We start from the raw sequence: 17,701 nt of genomic DNA, 5'->3' as shown, positions 1-17,701 counted from the left end.
CGACAGCAGACACCTCTCAGCCATGACGGGCGAAGCACGCGTCGAGGATTACCTCGCGCTGCTCAAGCCCAACGTCATGCAGCTGGTGGTGTTCACGGCCATTGTCGGCCTGCTGGTTGCCCCTGGCGGCATCAATCCCCTGGTTGGCTTCATCGCCGTGCTCTGCATCGCCATCGGAGCAGGGGCCTCGGGCGCGCTCAACATGTGGTACGACGCCGATATCGACGCCATCATGAGCCGCACCCAGAACCGGCCGATTCCGGCCGGTCGCATCTCGGGCGGCGAGGCGCTGATCTTTGGCGTCGTGCTGTCGGTGTTTTCTGTGGCGCTGCTGGGCCTGGCCACCAACTGGGTGGCTGGCGGCCTGCTGGCTTTCACCATCTTCTTTTATGCCGTCGTCTATACCGTCTGGCTCAAGCGCTCGACGCCGCAAAACATCGTCATCGGCGGCGCCGCCGGCGCCTTTCCGCCCATGGTCGGCTGGGCCGCCGTGACCGGCACCATTACCGTGGAAAGCCTCGCGCTCTTCCTCATCATCTTCCTGTGGACCCCGCCGCACTTCTGGGCGCTGGCCCTCTACAAGCAGTCCGACTATGGCGCGGCCGGCATTCCCATGCTGCCCAACGTCAAGGGCGTGCCCCATACCAAGGTGCAGATCTTTGTCTATTCGGTGCTGCTGGCGTTGGCCGCCATGCTGCCCACACTGCTTGGTTTTGCCGGCTTGGTCTATTCCGCGGTAGCCGTACTCTCCGGCGCTGGCTTCCTGCTGCTGGCTTGGCGCCTGCTGGCCACTGGCGCCGATGTTGCCATGCGCAAGGCAGCCCGCACGCTGTTCAATTATTCGCTGGGTTATCTGTTCGTGCTGTTTTTCGCGCTGCTGGTTGACAATATGCTGGCCCGGTTCAACGTCCTGCCGGGAGTTCTGTCATGAGCGCACCAGACGAAGTCCGGGCTGTCGAACTGGAAACCCCGGAAGTGGCTGCCGCGCGCGCCCGGGTACGCCGCCGCCGCTCGATTGCCCTGGCGATCGCATTGGCGCTGTTTGCCGTGACCTTTTACACGCTGACCATCGTCAAGATGGGCCCGGCTCTGTTTGATAGGGCGCTCTGATGGCCGATATCTCCCACGGCGCCGTTTCGGCCGGCAAGCGCAACAACCGTACCGCCCTGGCTGGCCTCTGCCTCGCTCTGGGCATGGTGGGCTTGGCCTATGCCTCGGTGCCGCTCTACCAGATGTTCTGCCAGGCGACCGGCTTTGGCGGCACGACACAGACCGCCACCGACAATCCCAAGGGCCTCATCGCCCGCGAAATGAAGGTGCGCTTTGATTCCAACGTGTCCCATGATCTGACCTGGAAGGTGACCCCGGCCAGCCCGATCACCGACCGGATCGGCGCCGTCGACACAGTCAATTTCGTCGCCACCAACTATTCGGACAAGCCAGTCACCGGCCAGGCGATCTTCAATGTGACCCCCGAAAAAGCTGGCGTTTACTTCAACAAGATCGAATGCTTCTGCTTCACCGAGCAGACGCTGCAGCCCGGGCAAACCGTGGACATGCCGATCGTCTTTTTCGTCGATCCCGAGCTTGATACCAATCAGGAACTCGACACCATCAAAGAGATCACCCTCTCTTACACCTTCTACGCTTCAGACAACGAGGGAAGCTGACCATGTCCGCCATTGAAAAGAACCACGACTATCACATGGTCGAACCCAGCCCGTGGCCCTTTGTCGGCTCGGTTGCTGTACTGATTATGGCCATGGGCGGCATCTTCTGGATGCATGACTGGACCCCGTGGGTGTTCTTTGTAGGCCTCGTGGGCGTGCTTTACACCATGTATGCCTGGTGGGCGGACGTGGTCAGGGAAGCCAATACGGGCTTCCATACGCCGGTCGTGCAGATGCATCACCGCTATGGCATGATGCTGTTCATCGCCTCTGAAGTGATGGTGTTTTTCGGCTTTTTTTGGGCCTATTTCGACGGCTTCTTCCGCCTCGATGACGTCGAGCAATATGCCCGCGTCGCTGCCACCAGCGGTGTCTGGCCGCCGACCGGCATCGAGCTGTTCGACCCCTTCCACCTGCCGCTGTTCAACACGCTGATCCTGCTGACCTCCGGCACCACGGTAACCTGGGCGCATCACGCTCTGCTCGAGAATGATCGCCAGGGCCTGCGCTGGGGCCTGGTTCTCACCGTCGCCCTCGGCGCGCTGTTCACCGCCACCCAGCTGCTGGAATATTCCGAAGCAGGCTTTGCCTTTGCCGGTTCGATGTATGGCGCCACCTTCTTCATGGCCACCGGCCTGCATGGTTTCCACGTCTTCATCGGCACCGTGTTCCTCGCCGTCTGCCTGGTCCGGGCCGAACGCGGCGACTTCACGCCGGAGCGCCATCTCGGCTTCGAATTTGCCGCGTGGTACTGGCATTTCGTTGACGTGGTCTGGCTGTTCCTGTTTGCCTCGATCTATGTCTGGGGCGCCTGGGGCGTTCCACTGTCACACTAGGGTTCGCCTGAATGATTGCACGGGGCGTGGCATAAGCTGCGCCCCGAACCTTTTTGGAGACCTGTTTTGGCCCAGCCTTCGCCCTTCGTCGCCGGTCTACTCTGCCGTTGCCCGCGTTGTGGTGAGGGCAAACTGTTCAAGGGCTATCTCAAGGTCGCGCCGACATGCGCCGTTTGCGCTCTCGATCTGGGCTTTGCCGATAGCGGCGACGGTCCCGCCATCTTTGTGATCTTCCTCGTCGCGCCCATCATCATTATCCTGGCGCTCATGGTCAGCGCGGCATTCAACCCGCCCCCCTATGTGCATCTGATGCTGTGGATCCCGGCCACCATCGTCCTGTCGCTGGCTTTGCTGCCGCCTTTCAAGGGCGTGCTGGTGGCGCTGCAGTATCGTCACGATGCCCATGAGGGGCATCAATGAAGCAGGCGCCGGTCATGGGTCGTATCAAGACCGCCACCTTCGTGGTGCTGATGCTGGCGCTGGCCATCACCTGCAGCTGGCTCGGTTTCTGGCAGCTTGAGCGCCTGGCCGAGAAGGAGGCGCTGATCCTGGCCGTCGACCAACGCCTCGACGCCGCCCCGATCCCGGTGCCAGGTGCCGACCAGTGGGCGAACCTTGATCTCGCCGATCTCAACTTCCGCCCTGTTACGCTGACCGGCGCCTTCCGCTACAACCAGACCGTCACCGTCTTCACCAGCCTCGGCGATGCCCGCGGCCAGGCCTCCGGTCCCGGCTACTGGGTGGTCACGCCCTTTGTCCTGGCCCAGGGCGGCACCGTCTTCGTCAATCGCGGCTTTGTTCCCGCGGCGCTGCAGGAAGCCGCCGTGACCGACGGCGAAGCCGACGTCACCCCGGTGACCATTTTCGGCCTGCTGCGTCCCGGCGAGGCGGCCGGCTTCATGACCCCCGCGCCCGACACGTCAAATCGCATCGAATGGGTGCGCGATCCAATGCGGTTGGCGGCCATGGTCGACCCCATGCTGGCGCCCATCGCGCCCTTCTATGTCGACCTGCCGGCCGGCGCGCCCGGCGAACTGCCCCAGGGCGGCGAGACGGTGATCGAGTTTCCCAACAACCATCTCGGCTATGCCTATACCTGGTTCGGCTTTGCCATTGTCGCCGTCGTCATGCTGGGCTTCTGGTTGGCGCGGCAGCGGGCCAGCAGCAAGAACCCCGACGCCAACTGAGCCAGCGAACTTGCGGTTCGGTGACGGTTTCACTACGTTGCAACAATTCTAAAAGGGCGCTTCCCCCCAATGCAGTTTGTCTCAACGCGCGGTCAGGCACCCGTGCTCGGCTTCTCTGACGCAGTACTGGCTGGCCTGGCAGCCGATGGCGGGCTCTATGTACCCCAGTCCTGGCCGCAGCTGAGCGCCGCCGAGATCGCCGGTTTTGCCGGCAAGCCCTATGCCGATGTCGCCTATGCCATCATCAGCCGCTTCACCGGCGATGAGATTGCGCCGGCCAAGCTCAAGCAGATACTCGACGATTCCTACGCCATGTTCCGCCACCCGTCCGTCGCGCCACTGGTCGAACTGGCGCCGGGCCATTTCCTGCTCGAGCTGTTCCACGGTCCGACCCTGGCCTTCAAGGACGTCGCCATGCAGTTCCTCAGCCGGGTGATGGACCACATCCTGCTCGAGCGCGGCCTGCGGGCCACCATTGTCGGCGCCACCTCGGGCGATACCGGCTCGGCCGCCATCGAGGCCTTTCGCGGTCGCGACACCACCGACATCTTCATCCTGCATCCCCAGGGGCGCACCTCGCCGGTGCAGCGACTGCAGATGACCACCGTGCTTGATGCCAATGTCCACAATATCGCGCTTGAGGGCACGTTTGACGACTGCCAGAACATCGTCAAGGCGATGTTCAACAACCACGCCTTCCGCGACCGGGTACGCCTGTCTGGCGTGAACTCGATCAACTGGGGCCGCATCGTCGCCCAGATCGTCTATTATTTTACCGCAGCGGTATCCCTCGGCGCCCCGCATCGCAAAGTCAGCTTCACCGTACCGACCGGCAATTTCGGCGATATCTTCGCCGGCTATTGCGCCCGTGCCATGGGTCTGCCGATCGAGACCCTGGTCATTGCCACCAATGCCAATGACATCCTGCGCCGCACCATCGAGACCGGCCGCTACGACATGGATGGGGTTTCCCCCACCATCAGTCCGTCCATGGATATCGAGATTTCGTCCAACTTCGAACGCCTGCTGTTCGAGGCTGCCGGGCGTGACGCACCGGCCGTGCTGGCCATGATGGATAGCCTCAAGCAGTCGGGCGGCTTTGCCGTGCCCGAAGCGGCGCTCAAGGCCATCCGCGCCGGCTTTGCCGCCGCCACCACAGACGAGGCTGCCACCCACGCCACCATTGCCGAAACGCTGCAGGGGAGCGGCTATCTGCTCGATCCCCACACCGCCGTGGGCCTGCATGTTGCCCTTCTGCAGCCGCAGGGCGCGACGCCGATGATTACCCTGGCCACGGCCCATCCAGCCAAGTTTCCTGCCGCCGTCAAGGCCGCCTCGGGCGTCGATCCGGCGCTGCCGGCCTGGCTGGCCGATCTCTATGATCGGCCCGAGCGCCTCAGCGTGCTTGCCAATGACCCTCAGGCGGTCGAAGATTTCATTTCAGCGCGCACGCGCGCTGCCTAGCGACAAGAGGGACCAGCGGTCACCGGATCGCTGGGCCTGAGGAGAATCCTGAGTGAGCGTAGAAACGACGACCCTGGACAATGGCATGGTGATCCTGACCGATCACATGTCCCATCTCGAAAGTGCTTCGCTGGGGGTCTGGGTCAAGGCAGGCGCGCGCTCCGAGCGCAAGACCGAGCACGGCATTTCCCATCTGCTCGAGCACATGGCCTTCAAGGGCACCAGCTCGCGCAATGCCCTCCAGATCGCCGAAGCCATCGAGAATGTGGGCGGCGACCTCAACGCTGCGACCTCCATCGAGCATACCGGTTACTTTGCGCGGGTACTCAAGGAAGATGTGGTGCTGGCCGCCGACATTCTCTCCGACATCCTGCAGAATTCGCTGTTCGACGAGGACGAGCTGACCCGCGAAAAGCAGGTCATCGTCCAGGAAATCGGCGCCGCCCGCGACAATCCCGATGATCAGGTATTCGACCTGTTCCAGGAAGCCGCCTTTCCCAGCCAGCCGATCGGCCGCACCATTCTGGGCACGGTGGATTCGGTGCGTGCGGTCAATTCCGACACCATCCGCAAGTATATGAACCGCAACTATGTCGGCGACCATATGGTGCTGGCTGCGGCCGGCAATGTCAGCCACGACAACCTGGTCGATGTGGCGCGCGAGCGCTTTGCCACTCTCAAGCCCAATGGCGCCCCGGCGCCGCAGCGCGCCGAATATCAGGGCGGCCAGGAACGCCTGGTTTCCGACCATGAGCAGGCCCATATCGTGGTCGGCTTCGAGGGTCGCGCCTACAATGCCGACGGCTTCTATGCAGCGCAGGTGCTGGCCTCGATCTTGGGTGGCGGCATGAGCTCGCGCCTGTTCCAGGAAATCCGCGAAAAGCGTGGCCTCTGCTACTCGGTTTATTCGTTCCACTGGGCCTTTGCCGATAGCGGCGTCTTCGGCGTCGCGGCAGCCACCGGCGCCGACGAAGTCGCCGACCTCGTCCCGGTCGTGCTCGACGAACTCAAGCGCGCCACCGAGAACATCACCGACGAAGAAGTGATCCGCGTCCGCAACCAGATCCGCGCCGGCCTGCTGATGTCGCTCGAAAGCCCCTCGGCCCGCGCCGGCCAGCTGGCGCGCCAGCAGATCCTGTGGGGTCGCCCCATCCCCATGCAGGAGACGGTGGACCGCATCAACGCCATCACCGCCCGACGCGTGCAGGAGATTGCCGAACAGATATTCACCCAGGGCACGCCCACCCTGGCCGGCATTGGGCCGATCGGCAATCTGGCGGACGTCCAGGCCATTGGCGATCATCTCAAGCGTTGAATGGCCAAAGCCGTGCTCTGGCCCTGGTCGTCGCCGCCATCGCTGATCAGCCTGCGCGGCGCCGGCGTGCACCTGCGCCTGCCGCAGCTGTCGGACTATGAGCAATGGCAATCCCTGCGCCGCTCCAGCCGGGCCTTCCTTATGCCTTTCGAACCGCGCTGGACCGAGGCGGACCTGGCGCGCCGCGTCTTCACCAGCCGGGTCAAGCGCGCCCGCGAAGAGGCGGAGGAGGGCACTGACTATGCCCTGTTCATTTTCCTGCCCGATGGCCGGGACGAAACGCTGGTGGGCGGCATTACCCTGTCCAATGTGCGCCGCCGCGCTGCCCAGTTCGTCAATCTGGGCTACTGGATGGGCCAGCAATATGCCGGCAAGGGCCTGATGACCGAGGCTGTGGCGGCCTGTCTGCCCTTCGTTTTCGACACCCTCGACCTGCACCGCATCCACGCCGCCTTCCTGCCCGGCAACATGGCCTCGCGCCGGGTGCTCGAAAAGAATGGCTTCGTGGAAGAGGGCTTCGCGGAGAAATATCTGCAGATCAATGGCCGCTGGGAAGACCATGTCCTGTTCGGTCTCAACCGCGAACGCTACGAGCTGGCCTGCTTTGCCAGACGGGTGGTCTAGCTGTGTGCCTTTTTGGCAACAGTTCGCCAAGCTTGTCGCTCGGATCAAACCCCGCTACCAAAGGGCGCTCCCCTCAAGAGGACGCCGTTCCGTGCCGCGCCAATATTCGGTGTGTCGCCGGATCGCTGCCACAATGAAGCCTACCGCAGGATATACTCGCCCTTGATGCGTCACTTTTATGCACTCGCGATGTGTCTTGCCCTGGTGCTGGCATCTCTCGCTCCCGCCCAAGCCCTGGAAGTCATCTCGGTCCCCGACGATGTCAACGCCGTCAACCTGTCCCAAGTGCTGGAGATACGGCCCGGCGACGGCGGTCGCGTCGAACTGTCCACCGCTCCCGGCGCCGACGGCATCATACGGCGCATCGAGGTGCTGGCTTCCGAAAAGGGTACCGATCCCGGCTTTGCCCTGTTTGCGCTGAGCAATGACAGCGACCAGCAGATCGAGCGACTGCTGGTGGCGCCGTTCTATCGTCTGCCCGGCTCGGGCATCGTGCAGCCCGATCTGGGCAGCGATCGCATCACCGCGCTGACGCCCAGCGCCGGCATTCGTCCGGTACGATTGACCGATTCCGAGGCCGACGTCTTCGAGGTCACCCTTGATCCGGGCGCCACCGTCACCTTTGTCGCCGAACTGACCGGCGCCGGCCTGCCCGAGCTCTATCTCTGGCAGCCCAATGCCTATCGCGACTACGTCAACTCCTTCACCCTGTTCCGCGGCGTAGTGCTGGGCGTGGCCTCGCTGGCTTCGGTATTCCTGTCCATCATGTTCGTGGTCAAGGGGCGCGGCGTGTTTCCCGCCACCGCTGCCGTGGCCTGGGCGGTGCTGATCTATCTGCTGATCGATTTCGGCGTGCTGGGGCGCCTGCTGGGTCTCTCGGCCACCGGCGTCCCGCCGCTGCGCGCCGCCGCCGAGGCGGGTATAGCCACCACTCTGGCTGGCTTTCTCTTCATCTATCTCAATCTGCATCGCTGGCATCTGCGCTTCGTCCATCTGGCGCTCGGGCTGGCGGCTCTGTTCCTAGCCCTCTTCGGCTTTGCCTTTTTCGAGCCTGCCATCGCCGCGACCATTGCCCGGCTGGTGTTGGCGCTGCTCGGCCTCTCGGGCTTTTTCCTGATCCTGCTACTGGCCTTGCGCGGCTATGACCGCGCCGTGCTGCTGGTACCCACCTGGATCATCGTCATCGCCTGGCTGTTCTATTCCTGGCTGGTCGTGTCCGGCCAGGTCTCCAACGACGTGGCTCAGCCGGCAGTGGGCGGCGGCCTTGTGCTGATCGTCATGCTGCTCGGCTTCACTGCAGTCCAGCACGCCTTTTCCGAGGGCCAGGTCAGCATCGGCACGCTGTCGGAAGTCGAACGCCGCGCTTTGGCGCTAACCGGTTCGGGCGATTTCGTCTTTGACTGGAATATCGAGCGCGATCGCGTCGCCGTCAGCGACGAACTGGCCGTGCGCCTGGGTGAACGGCGCGGCGCCCTGCGCGGCGCCATCAAGCTCTGGCTCGATCGCGTCCATCCCGATGACCGCGATCGCTTCCGCACCGCCTTCGATACCCTGGTCGAACTGCGCCGCGGCAAGGTGTCCGCCGACATGCGCATCGCCAGCCATGACGGCAATTACCGCGCCTTCCGCATGCGGGTGAAGCCGGTGCTGGGCGGCGACGGCCAGGTCAACCGCATTGTCGGCACCTTGCAGGATGTCACCGAAGACCGCGCCGCGCGCGAGCGCCTGCTGCACGATGCTGTTCATGACAGCCTGACCGGCCTGCCCAATCGTCAGTTGTTCCTTGATCGGCTGGAGCGCGCTTTGCTGCGCGCCCGCCAGCCCGGTGGCACCAAGCCAGCCGTCTTCCTTATCGATATCGACCGCTTCATGGAGCTCGAGGAGCGCATCGGCCACGCTGCGGCCGACTCGGTGCTGCTGGCCATTTCCCGGCGTATTGCCCGCATCATGCGCCCGCTCGATACGGTGGCGCGCATTACCGGCGACCAGTTCGCCGTGATCCTGGCGTCCGAGCAGGCCGCCGGCAAGATCGCCGAGACGGCCGAGCAGATCCGCAAGGCACTCAAGGCGCCGTTCAACTTCGGCGACCGCGACCTGACGCTGACTGCCTCGATTGGCGTCACCATCTATGACAGCAACCCCGCCGAGGCCGTCGACGTGCTGCGTGATGCCGAGCTGGCCATGTATTACGCCAAGCGGTTGGGCGGCGACCGTATCGAGGCCTATCGCGCGTCGGCGCGCTCGATTGCCGCCTATAACCGCGCCAGCGAGGAAGATCTCGAGCGCGGCATGAAGCATGGCGAGCTGCATGTGCAGTTCCAGCCGGTAATGGATATCCAGACCAACCAGATGGTCGGGGCCGAGGCGCTGATGCGCTGGACCCATCCCACCCGCGGCTCGGTCAGCCCCGACGAGTTTGTGCCTTTGGCTGAGCGCTCCGGCCAGATCGAAAAGCTCGGCCGGCTGGCATTCGAGCAATCGGCTGCCCAGGCCAAGGATTGGATGACAGCCTTCGGCCTGCCCGAGGACTTCTTTATCTCGGTCAATCTCTCGCCCACCCAGCTGGCCACCGAGACCCTGCTCAACGACATGCGCAGCCTGGTCAGCCAGGACAAGGAACTGGCCCGCCACCTCAAGCTCGAAATCACCGAGAGCCAGGTGATGACCAATCCCGAACATTCCGCCTATATGCTGCAGGCTTTGCGCAATCTCGGCCTTGGCCTGGCACTCGACGACTTCGGCACCGGCCATTCCTCACTGAGCTATCTGCACCGCTTCCCCTTCGACACCATCAAGATTCCCCAGCCCTTCGTGCGGCTGAGCGAGGGCCATGGCATCGCCCATACCCAGGTGCCGATCATCAAGTCGATCGTGACGCTGGCCAGCGATCTCGATCTGATGGTGATCGCCGAGGGTGTTGAAAACCAGGACGAGCTGGAGCGCCTGCGCACGCTGAACTGTCGCTATGCCCAGGGCTTCGTCTTTGGCGCGGCCATGACGGGTACCGAATTCGGCAAGCAGCTGGCCTTCCAGCTCAAGCGCTAGGCCGTCCTGCGCAAGGCGCGCTAGGCGTGCCCGGCATCCGGGCTGAGCGTGGCCCGTGTGATATGCAGGCTGGCCAGGGCCGCCGCATAGCGGTCCTTGACCGGCGTATCGAATACCAGCGTGCGCGAGAAGGGTGCGGTGAGCCAGCCATTGCGGGCGATCTCGTCTTCCAGCTGGCCGGCGCCCCAGCCGCAGCAGCCCAGCGCGAACAGGGACGCCTTGGGGGCCGGACCGAAAGCCATGGCCTTGAGCACGTCCAGCGTTGCCGTCAGGCTGGTGCCTTCGGCCACGCGATAGCTGTTGCCGCTGTGATAGTCCTGCGAATGCAGCACGAAGCCGCGGCCCCGCTCGACCGGTCCGCCGCGCATCACGGCACGCTGCCGGATTTCGTCGGGCAGGCGAATGACGCTGTCAGGATCGCCCAGGTCGAGCTCGTCGATAATGTCGGCAAAGCGCAATTCTTCGAGCTCATGGTTGACCACAAGACCCACCGCGCCTTCGCCGCCATGGCCAACCACCAGGATGACGCTTTCGGCGAAGCGTTCATCATCCATGTCGGGCATGGCGACCAGGAATTGTCCTTCGAGCGTGTTCATGGGGGCAGTCTAGCACTTGTGCCGCCGCTGCCAAGTTCCTCATTGGCTGATGGCGCGAGGTCGCCTTCACGAAGGCATGATGGCTGCGCAGCTGTTTCTTCACCTTCTCCTGCGCTATTGGCAGTGCCATGCGTCCCATTTTGCTCGTCCTTGCCCTAGTGCTGTTCACCCAATCCGCCTTTGCGGGCGAAACGCCGTGGCAGGAGGTGGCCCCTGGCGTCAAGCTGCGGCTGATCAGTACCGGCGAGGTCAAGCCCGACGGCACGACGCTGCTCGGCCTTGAGATCGACATGCCGGCCGGCACCAAGACCTATTGGCGCGTGCCCGGCGAAACCGGGCTGCCCACCGAACTCGATTTCGGCGGCGCGTCGGCCGTCACCGCACACGAGATCCTCTGGCCCTATCCCACGCTCGACACCACCAATGGCTATGCCGACTACGTCTATTATGGGCCCACCGTCTTGCCCATCGCGGTGACGGTGTCGCCCCATGCCCCGCATGCCGACATGACGGCGGTGCTGGGCATCTGTTCGGACATCTGCGTGCCGGCCCAGGTGCGGTTCTCCCTGGCCTTGGCAGAAGCCACGCCCGACCGCGCCAATGGCCTGCGCCTGCGCCAGGCCGTGGCACTCACACCCATCGACTGGGATCATTCAACCACGCCCATTGGCACAGTCGTCTACGACGCCGCCTCCGGCATGCTCGAGGTACCGCTCAGCGATCCCGCCCTCGATCCGACCTCGCTGATTGCCGCCACAGCCAGCGGGCTGCCCCTGTTTGGCGCGCCGCAAAAAAGCCCGGAACCAAACCTAGTACTCATCCCGGTTCTGGGGCAGGTCGACGAGACCGATCTGGCGGACCAGCCGGTTGAACTCACCTTCATGACGGACCACGGCGCCTTTGAAATCGACCGCGCCGTCACGGTAACGCCAACCGACTAGAGAGTGCACGGGGAAAGGCCGGCAGGGCCTTGTCTGCGGAAGCAAAGCCGCATATTCCGGACACATGTTGAGCAAGGCGAAGCGCTGCCTGCGGGCGGCCCAATCCACGGGGCTATCGAATTATGATTGAACGCGGCAGTGCACTTCCGTCCGTCCCCACCAAGCTCGTCAACGCCGACGGCATTGCCGACACCACCACGACCGACGTGCTGGGGCAGGGGCTGGTCGTGCTGTTCACCGTGCCGGGCGCCTTCACCCCCACCTGCCATGTCAACCATTTGCCCGGCTTTCTGGCCAATGAGGCCAAACTCAGGACTGCCGGCGTCACGCGCATCGTCTGCGCCTCGGTCAACGATCACCACGTCATGAAGGCCTGGGCCGAGAATACCGGCGCCCTGGGTCACATCGATTTCCTCGCCGATGGCAATGGCGCCATGGCCAAGGCCTTCGGCCTGCAGCTCGACCTGACGGTCGCCGGCATGGGGCCGCGCTTTGCGCGCTCTGCCGTGCTGATCCGCGATGGCGTGGTGCAGGATGTGTTTGTCGAGGATGGTCCTGGCGTCGGTGCCAGCGGGGCACCCGCTATTCTGATGGCCCTTGAAGCCGCCAACAGCTAGTATTGCGTCAGGAGACTTGCCGATGACCCTTTTCACGCCCCTGGCCCTGCGTTTGTCTGCCGCCGCCGCTGCCGCGACCGTTCTGGCCGGCTGCTCGATGGGCGGCATGTTTGGCGGCGGTAATGCCACCCAGACCCAGACCCTGCAGAACGCCACCCCGACCCCCGCCGCGGTCGCCGCGGCCCAGACCAATGCTCTGCCGGCCATTGCCACCCAGTGCCCGCCGATCCGCGTGCGTCCGGGCAGCGAAGCCATGTTCTACTACGGTAGCGGCAAGACGGGCGATGCCCGCGCGCTGCAATATCAGGGCGTGATCGACGAAACGACGCGCAATTGCGTGGTCTCCAACGGGCTGATCACCGTCAATATGGGCGTCACCGGGCGGGTGCTGCTCGGCCCCCAAGGCAATCAGAGCTCGGTCAATGCCCCGATCCGCTTTGCCGTCGAGCGTGACGGCCAGGCCGTCTATTCCGAAAAATACACCGTGGCCGTGCCGGTCGTGGCACCGGCCCGTTCGGCCGAGTTCGTCCAGGTCGTCGACAATGTCGCCATCCCCTATCTGGGCGGCGAGGACATCGTCATCTGGGTCGGCTTCGACACCCGCAACTAACGCGGCGCCATTTTAGTTTGAACAAGGGCCCGTGGATCGCTCTACGGGCCCTTTGCTTTATTCCGCGGCCTTCAGCGTTTCGACCGGCCGTTCCCATTTCAGGATTGGCGAGCGGGCCGCCCGTGTCTCGTCGAGACGGCGGCGCGGGGCATACAGCGGCGCAGCGGTAAAGCGCGTGGCATTGCCCGCCTTGGCGTCCAGCGCCAGCTCTTCCATCACGTCGCAGAAGCGGTCCAGCGTCTGCTTGCTCTCGCTCTCGGTCGGCTCGATCAGCATGGCCCCATGCACCACCAGCGGGAAATACATGGTCATCGGGTGGAAGCCCTCGTCGATCAGCGCCTTGGCGAAATCGAGCGTGGTGACGCCGGTGCCGGCAAGGAAGCTGTCATCGAACAGCGCCTCATGCATGGTCGGGTAATCGGGGAACGGCACCGAGAACACATGGCCCAGCCGCGCCTTGATATAGTTGGCGTTGAGCACGGCATCCTGCGCCGCCTGGGCCAGCCCGTCGCCGCCATGGCTGAGCATATAGGTCAGGGCGCGGACATACATGCCCATCTGGCCCTGGAAGGCGGTGATGCGCCCCAGCGCCTCGCCCTCGTTATGCTCGACCAGTTCCAGCCCGTCCGCGCCTTTGCGGACGAAGGGCACGGGCGCAAATGGCGCCAGCGCTGCCGACAGCACTACGGGACCGGCGCCCGGCCCGCCGCCGCCATGCGGCGTCGAGAAGGTCTTGTGCAGGTTGATGTGCATGGCGTCGATGCCCAGATCGCCCGGCCGCACCACGCCCATGATGGCGTTGAAATTGGCGCCATCGCAATAGAAGAAGGCCCCGGCATCATGCACGGCTTTGGCGATCTCGATGACCTGAGGTTCAAAGAGCCCGCAGGTATTGGGATTGGTCAGCATGATCGCCGCGACTTCAGGCGACAGCGCATCCTTGACCGCCTGCACGTCGACCGTGCCATCGGCGCGGGCCGGGATCGACTTGACCGAATAGCCCAGGAACGCTGCCGTCGCCGGATTGGTGCCATGCGCGCTTTCGGGCACCAGCACGATGGTCCGGTGCGCCTGACCGGCGGCTTCCTGCGCCGCCTTGATCGCCATCATGCCCAGCAGCTCGCCATGTGCACCGGCCTTGGGCGTGAGCGCCACGGCCGAGGTATTGGTCAGCGTCATCAGCCAGTGGCTGAGCTCGTTCATCAGCTTGAGCGCGCCCTGCACGGTCGAGACCGGCTGCAGCGGGTGGATATCGGCAAAGCCGGGCAGGCGGGCCATCTTCTCGTTGAGGCGCGGATTGTGCTTCATCGTGCACGAGCCCAGCGGATACATGCCGGAATCGATCGAGTGGTTGAGGCGGCTGAGGCGCACATAGTGGCGCATCGCCTCCGGCTCGGTCAGACCGGCCAGATCGAGCGGCATCTTGCGCTCGAAGCCACCCAGGCGGTCATTGCTGATCTCTGCATCCGGCAGGTCGACACCGGAATGCTCGGTATCGCCGATCTCGAACAGCAGCGGTTCATTGGGCAGCAGCGACGAGCCCGAGGTGGAGGCAAAGCCCGAAGTGCCGGTGCCGGTAGGGCGGCCTTGATTGTTCATGCTCATGCCAGTTCCTCCGTCAGGGCGGCGCAGAGCGCGGCGATGTCAGTCTCGGTCGTCAGTTCGGTGGCCGCCAGCACGATCAGGTTGTTGACGCTGGCATCGGTCGGCTCCAGCCGGCTGACCGGGACACCGCCCAGAATGCCGCGTTTGGCCAAGGCTTCGATCAGTGCCGCAGCCGGCTTGCTGGTACGGATGGTCATCTCGTTGAAGAAGGTCTTGTTGAGCACCTCGACGCCGGGCACCGCTGCCAGCGCATCGGCCAGCTTGCAGGCATTGGCGTGGTTGAGCCGGGCCAGCCGGGTGAAGCCAGCTTCGCCCAGCAGCGCCATATGGATCGAGAAGGCCAGCGCACAGAGCCCCGAATTGGTGCAGATATTGCTGGTCGCCTTCTCGCGGCGGATATGCTGCTCGCGGGTCGACAGCGTCAGCACGAAGCCGCGCTGGCCCTCGGCATCCACCGTCTCGCCGCAGATGCGGCCAGGCATCTGCCGGATGAATTCCTTGCGCGTGGCGAGGAGGCCCAGATAGGGGCCGCCAAAGTTGAGTGCATTGCCGATCGACTGGCCCTCGGCCACCACGATATCGGCGCCCAGGGCGCCGGGGGCTTCGAGCAGGCCAAGCGAGACGACCTCGGTAATCACCACGATCAGCAGCGCGCCCTTGGCATGGGCGGCGTCAGCGGCCTTCTTGATATTGCGCAGATGGCCGTAGAAGTCCGGCGTCTGCACCACGATGGCGGCGGTCTGCTCGTCGATATGGTCGAGAATGTCGCCCTGGCCTTCCGGTGAAGCCGAGAGACATTCGAGATCGGCATCGTCCTTGAGATAGGCCTTCACCACGTCGCGGTAATGCGGGTGCAGCCCGCCCGACAGCACGATCTTGTTGCGCTTGGTCAGCCGCCGCGCCATCAGCACGGCCTCGGCAGTGCCGGTGGACCCGTCATAGAGCGACGCATTGGCCACATCCATGCCGGTGAGCTTGGCCACCTGGGTCTGGAACTCGAACAGCATCTGCAGCGTGCCCTGCGAGATTTCCGGCTGGTAAGGCGTATAGGCGGTCAGAAATTCCGAGCGCTGGATCAGGTGGTCCACCGTGGCCGGCACATGGTGGCGATAGGCGCCGGCGCCGACAAAGAACGGGCCGTCGGCGCCCGCATGGTTCTGGCCCGCCAGCGCCTTCATATGCGCTTCGACGAGGAATTCCGGGCTATGGGCGGGCAGGCCCAGATCGAAACTGTTCAGAGCGCTCGAAGGGACGGCGCTGAACAACTCGTCGATATGGGTCGCGCCGATGACGCCCAGCATTTCGGCGCGTTCGTGATCGGAATGGGGGAGATAGCGCATGGGGTACTCTTAAAGGGTCAGTTCGGCATAGGCGTCGGAATCGAGCAGACCGTCGAGCTCGCCGGCATCGGCGATGGCGATCTTGTAGATCCAGCCCTTGGCCTCGGGATCGGCATTGATCAGGCCGGGTTCGCCGCTGAGGGTCTCGTTGACCTCGGTGACCGTACCGGACACCGGCGCGTAGATTTCCGAAGCGGCCTTGACCGATTCAACGACGGCGGCCTCGTCGCCCTTCTTGAGCACCTTGCCGACGGCTGGCAGCTCGACAAAGACGATGTCGCCCAGGGCTTCCTGGGCATAGGGGGTGATGCCGACAATGCCGGTCGATCCCTCGACGCGGATATATTCGTGGTCAGGGGTGAACTTGGTGGTCATGGCTGATCTCTCAACTGGCTTTGGGCTTGCGGAAATAGGTGTGGGGCACGAAAGGCGTCTCGACGACTGCGGCGGTCTGGGCCCGGCCGCGCACGCTCACCTGCAGGCTGCTGCCGACGGCGGCATGCGCTGGCGGCACGAAACCCAGGGCTATTGCCCTGCCCAGCGTGGGCGCAAAGCCACCGCTGGTGACCACGCCAACGGCCGCGCCGGATGCATCGAGGATCTCGGCACCCTCGCGGGCCGGAGCGCCCTCGACGATCAGCCCGACGCGTATCCGGCTGGGTGCGCCATCGCGTTCGGCCAGGATCCGGGCGGCGCCGGGGAAATCGGCAGCCTCGCGGCGGCGCTTGGAGAGGGCAAAGCCCAGATCGGCTTCGACGGGTGAAACGGTTTCGTTGAGGTCATGGCCGTAAAGCGGCAGGCCGGCCTCGAGGCGCAGGCTGTCGCGGGCGCCCAGACCGATCGGCCTGACGCGCTCGTCGGCGACCAGCGCATCCCAGACCGCTTCGGCCATGTTGGCGTCGCAGAGGATTTCAAAGCCATCCTCGCCGGTATAGCCACAGCGGCCGATGACCAGGGTCGTGCCCTGCCACTCAAAGGGGGCATAGTTCATGAAGCCAAGTTCTGCAGCACCCGGCGCCAAAGCGGCGATGGCCAGGACGGCTTCAGGGCCCTGCAGTGCCAGCAGCGCGCCATTATCGGCGCGGGTCAGCTTGGCCGTGTCGCCGGCCGCGGCAGCAATCAGCGCGAAGTCATTGTCCTTGGTGCCGGCATTGACCACGACATAGAGCGAGCCGGGCATTTTGGGCGAGCGCGCCACCATAAGGTCGTCGATGACGCCGCCCGTCTCGTTGAGCAGCATGGTGTAGCGGATCTGGCCGGGCTTGAGGCCGGCAATGTCGCCGCAGATCAGCGGCTCGATGAGCGCCGCGACGGCGGCATGGTCAGCTTCGGCATCGCCGCTCGGATTGTTGAGCACGAGAAAGCTCGGGCCCATATGGCTGACATCGAAGAGGCCCGCATGCTCGCGCGTCCACTTGTGCTCGGCCATGATGCCGCTGGGGTACTGGACTGGCAGATTGTAGCCGCCAAAAGGGACCATGCGGCCGCCGGCAGCGATATGGCGCGCGATCAGCGGCGTTGTCTTGAGAGTTTCGGCGGGGCTCTGGGCCATCAACACTTCCCGGAAATGAACACGGTGACACGACTATACTCACCTTGCGGCGAATCCCGTGCCCCCTCTGTCCTGATCACCTGAGAGATTTCCCGGCTGAGCGCCGGTTGCTCCTTCGGTGGGACCCAGCCCATCGGGCGGTCCGCTTTCCAGAGTTGTAGCCTGCTGCGGTCCTTTTGCCTGAGAGTTTCCGGGGCGGTTGCTCCTTCGGCGCTGGAGAAAAACCAGTCTCTCCCGCAGTGGCGGCACCATGGTGGAGAAAGCGGGGGGCGTCAATTGCGCCGCGTGCATGGCCACAT

General features: G+C 64.3%; 18 protein-coding genes and 2 riboswitches. Of the genes, 13 read left to right on the top strand and 5 right to left on the bottom strand.

The window, feature by feature from the left end; all coding sequences use genetic code 11:
* The first annotated feature begins 22 nt into the window (after positions 1-22).
* From GDR53_RS03755 to GDR53_RS03710, 10 genes are all read left to right on the top strand, one after another.
* Complete coding sequence (locus GDR53_RS03755) at positions 23-931, top strand: heme o synthase (RefSeq protein WP_193336764.1); 909 nt, start codon at positions 23-25, stop codon at positions 929-931.
* Complete coding sequence (locus tag GDR53_RS03750; RefSeq protein WP_193336763.1) at positions 928-1,110, top strand: hypothetical protein; 183 nt, start codon at positions 928-930, stop codon at positions 1,108-1,110. The genes GDR53_RS03755 and GDR53_RS03750 overlap by 4 nt, the downstream gene beginning before the upstream one ends.
* Positions 1,110-1,670 carry a cytochrome c oxidase assembly protein gene (locus GDR53_RS03745; RefSeq protein ID WP_193336762.1) on the top strand — a complete coding sequence of 187 codons (561 nt, stop codon included), beginning with the start codon at positions 1,110-1,112 and terminating at the stop codon, positions 1,668-1,670. Before GDR53_RS03750 ends, GDR53_RS03745 begins: the two co-directional genes overlap by 1 nt.
* 2 nt (positions 1,671-1,672) lie before the next feature.
* Positions 1,673-2,506, top strand: a complete 834-nt coding sequence (locus tag GDR53_RS03740; protein WP_193336761.1) for a cytochrome c oxidase subunit 3 — start codon at positions 1,673-1,675, stop codon at positions 2,504-2,506.
* A 66-nt stretch (positions 2,507-2,572) separates the two neighbouring features.
* Positions 2,573-2,926: a DUF983 domain-containing protein gene (locus tag GDR53_RS03735; RefSeq protein WP_232846719.1), complete on the top strand. Its 354-nt coding sequence runs from the start codon at positions 2,573-2,575 to the stop codon at positions 2,924-2,926.
* On the top strand, positions 2,923-3,693 hold the full coding sequence (locus GDR53_RS03730) for an SURF1 family protein (protein WP_193336760.1): 771 nt from the start codon (positions 2,923-2,925) through the stop codon (positions 3,691-3,693). The genes GDR53_RS03735 and GDR53_RS03730 overlap by 4 nt, the downstream gene beginning before the upstream one ends.
* A 69-nt stretch (positions 3,694-3,762) precedes the next feature.
* A complete protein-coding gene (gene thrC, locus GDR53_RS03725) occupies positions 3,763-5,157 on the top strand; it encodes a threonine synthase (RefSeq protein ID WP_193336759.1) in 1,395 nt (464 codons plus the stop codon).
* 52 nt (positions 5,158-5,209) lie between these two features.
* Entirely contained in the window at positions 5,210-6,472 is a 1,263-nt protein-coding gene (locus tag GDR53_RS03720) for a M16 family metallopeptidase (RefSeq protein ID WP_193336758.1), read from the top strand.
* On the top strand, positions 6,473-7,096 hold the full coding sequence (locus GDR53_RS03715; RefSeq protein ID WP_193336757.1) for a GNAT family N-acetyltransferase: 624 nt from the start codon (positions 6,473-6,475) through the stop codon (positions 7,094-7,096).
* 165 nt (positions 7,097-7,261) lie between these two features.
* Positions 7,262-10,141, top strand: a complete 2,880-nt coding sequence (locus GDR53_RS03710) for a putative bifunctional diguanylate cyclase/phosphodiesterase (protein ID WP_193337948.1) — start codon at positions 7,262-7,264, stop codon at positions 10,139-10,141.
* 20 nt (positions 10,142-10,161) lie between these two features.
* Here the strand turns inward: GDR53_RS03710 and GDR53_RS03705 are convergent, their stop codons facing one another.
* A complete protein-coding gene (locus tag GDR53_RS03705) occupies positions 10,162-10,737 on the bottom strand; it encodes a YqgE/AlgH family protein (RefSeq protein WP_193336756.1) in 576 nt (191 codons plus the stop codon).
* Between the two features lie 128 nt (positions 10,738-10,865).
* On the opposite strand from GDR53_RS03705, the gene GDR53_RS03700 reads away from it, so the two are divergent.
* From GDR53_RS03700 to GDR53_RS03690, 3 genes are all read left to right on the top strand, one after another.
* Positions 10,866-11,678: a protein-disulfide reductase DsbD domain-containing protein gene (locus tag GDR53_RS03700; protein WP_193336755.1), complete on the top strand. Its 813-nt coding sequence runs from the start codon at positions 10,866-10,868 to the stop codon at positions 11,676-11,678.
* Between the two features lie 122 nt (positions 11,679-11,800).
* Complete coding sequence (locus tag GDR53_RS03695) at positions 11,801-12,295, top strand: peroxiredoxin family protein (protein ID WP_232846718.1); 495 nt, start codon at positions 11,801-11,803, stop codon at positions 12,293-12,295.
* 22 nt (positions 12,296-12,317) lie between these two features.
* Positions 12,318-12,905 carry a hypothetical protein gene (locus tag GDR53_RS03690; RefSeq protein ID WP_193336754.1) on the top strand — a complete coding sequence of 196 codons (588 nt, stop codon included), beginning with the start codon at positions 12,318-12,320 and terminating at the stop codon, positions 12,903-12,905.
* A 57-nt stretch (positions 12,906-12,962) separates the two neighbouring features.
* Here the strand turns inward: GDR53_RS03690 and gcvPB are convergent, their stop codons facing one another.
* Genes gcvPB through gcvT form a run of 4 tightly spaced genes read right to left on the bottom strand, consistent with a single transcriptional unit; the run spans position 12,963 to position 17,402 of the window.
* Positions 12,963-14,510 carry an aminomethyl-transferring glycine dehydrogenase subunit GcvPB gene (gene gcvPB / locus GDR53_RS03685; protein WP_193336753.1) on the bottom strand — a complete coding sequence of 516 codons (1,548 nt, stop codon included), beginning with the start codon at positions 14,508-14,510 and terminating at the stop codon, positions 12,963-12,965.
* Positions 14,507-15,850: an aminomethyl-transferring glycine dehydrogenase subunit GcvPA gene (gene gcvPA, locus GDR53_RS03680; RefSeq protein WP_193336752.1), complete on the bottom strand. Its 1,344-nt coding sequence runs from the start codon at positions 15,848-15,850 to the stop codon at positions 14,507-14,509. The genes gcvPB and gcvPA overlap by 4 nt, the downstream gene beginning before the upstream one ends.
* Before the next feature lie 9 nt (positions 15,851-15,859).
* Positions 15,860-16,225 carry a glycine cleavage system protein GcvH gene (gcvH, locus tag GDR53_RS03675; protein ID WP_193336751.1) on the bottom strand — a complete coding sequence of 122 codons (366 nt, stop codon included), beginning with the start codon at positions 16,223-16,225 and terminating at the stop codon, positions 15,860-15,862.
* A gap of 10 nt (positions 16,226-16,235) precedes the next feature.
* Entirely contained in the window at positions 16,236-17,402 is a 1,167-nt protein-coding gene (gcvT, locus tag GDR53_RS03670) for a glycine cleavage system aminomethyltransferase GcvT (protein WP_193336750.1), read from the bottom strand.
* A gap of 57 nt (positions 17,403-17,459) precedes the next feature.
* Positions 17,460-17,560: riboswitch (glycine riboswitch) on the bottom strand.
* A riboswitch (glycine riboswitch) is annotated at positions 17,561-17,649 on the bottom strand.
* Between the last annotated feature and the right edge of the window lie 52 nt (positions 17,650-17,701).

The sequence above is a fragment of the Devosia beringensis genome (genome assembly GCF_014926585.1).
Taxonomy (GTDB): Bacteria; Pseudomonadota; Alphaproteobacteria; order Rhizobiales; family Devosiaceae; genus Devosia; species Devosia beringensis.
This window is presented reverse-complemented; position numbering and strand designations above follow the sequence as displayed.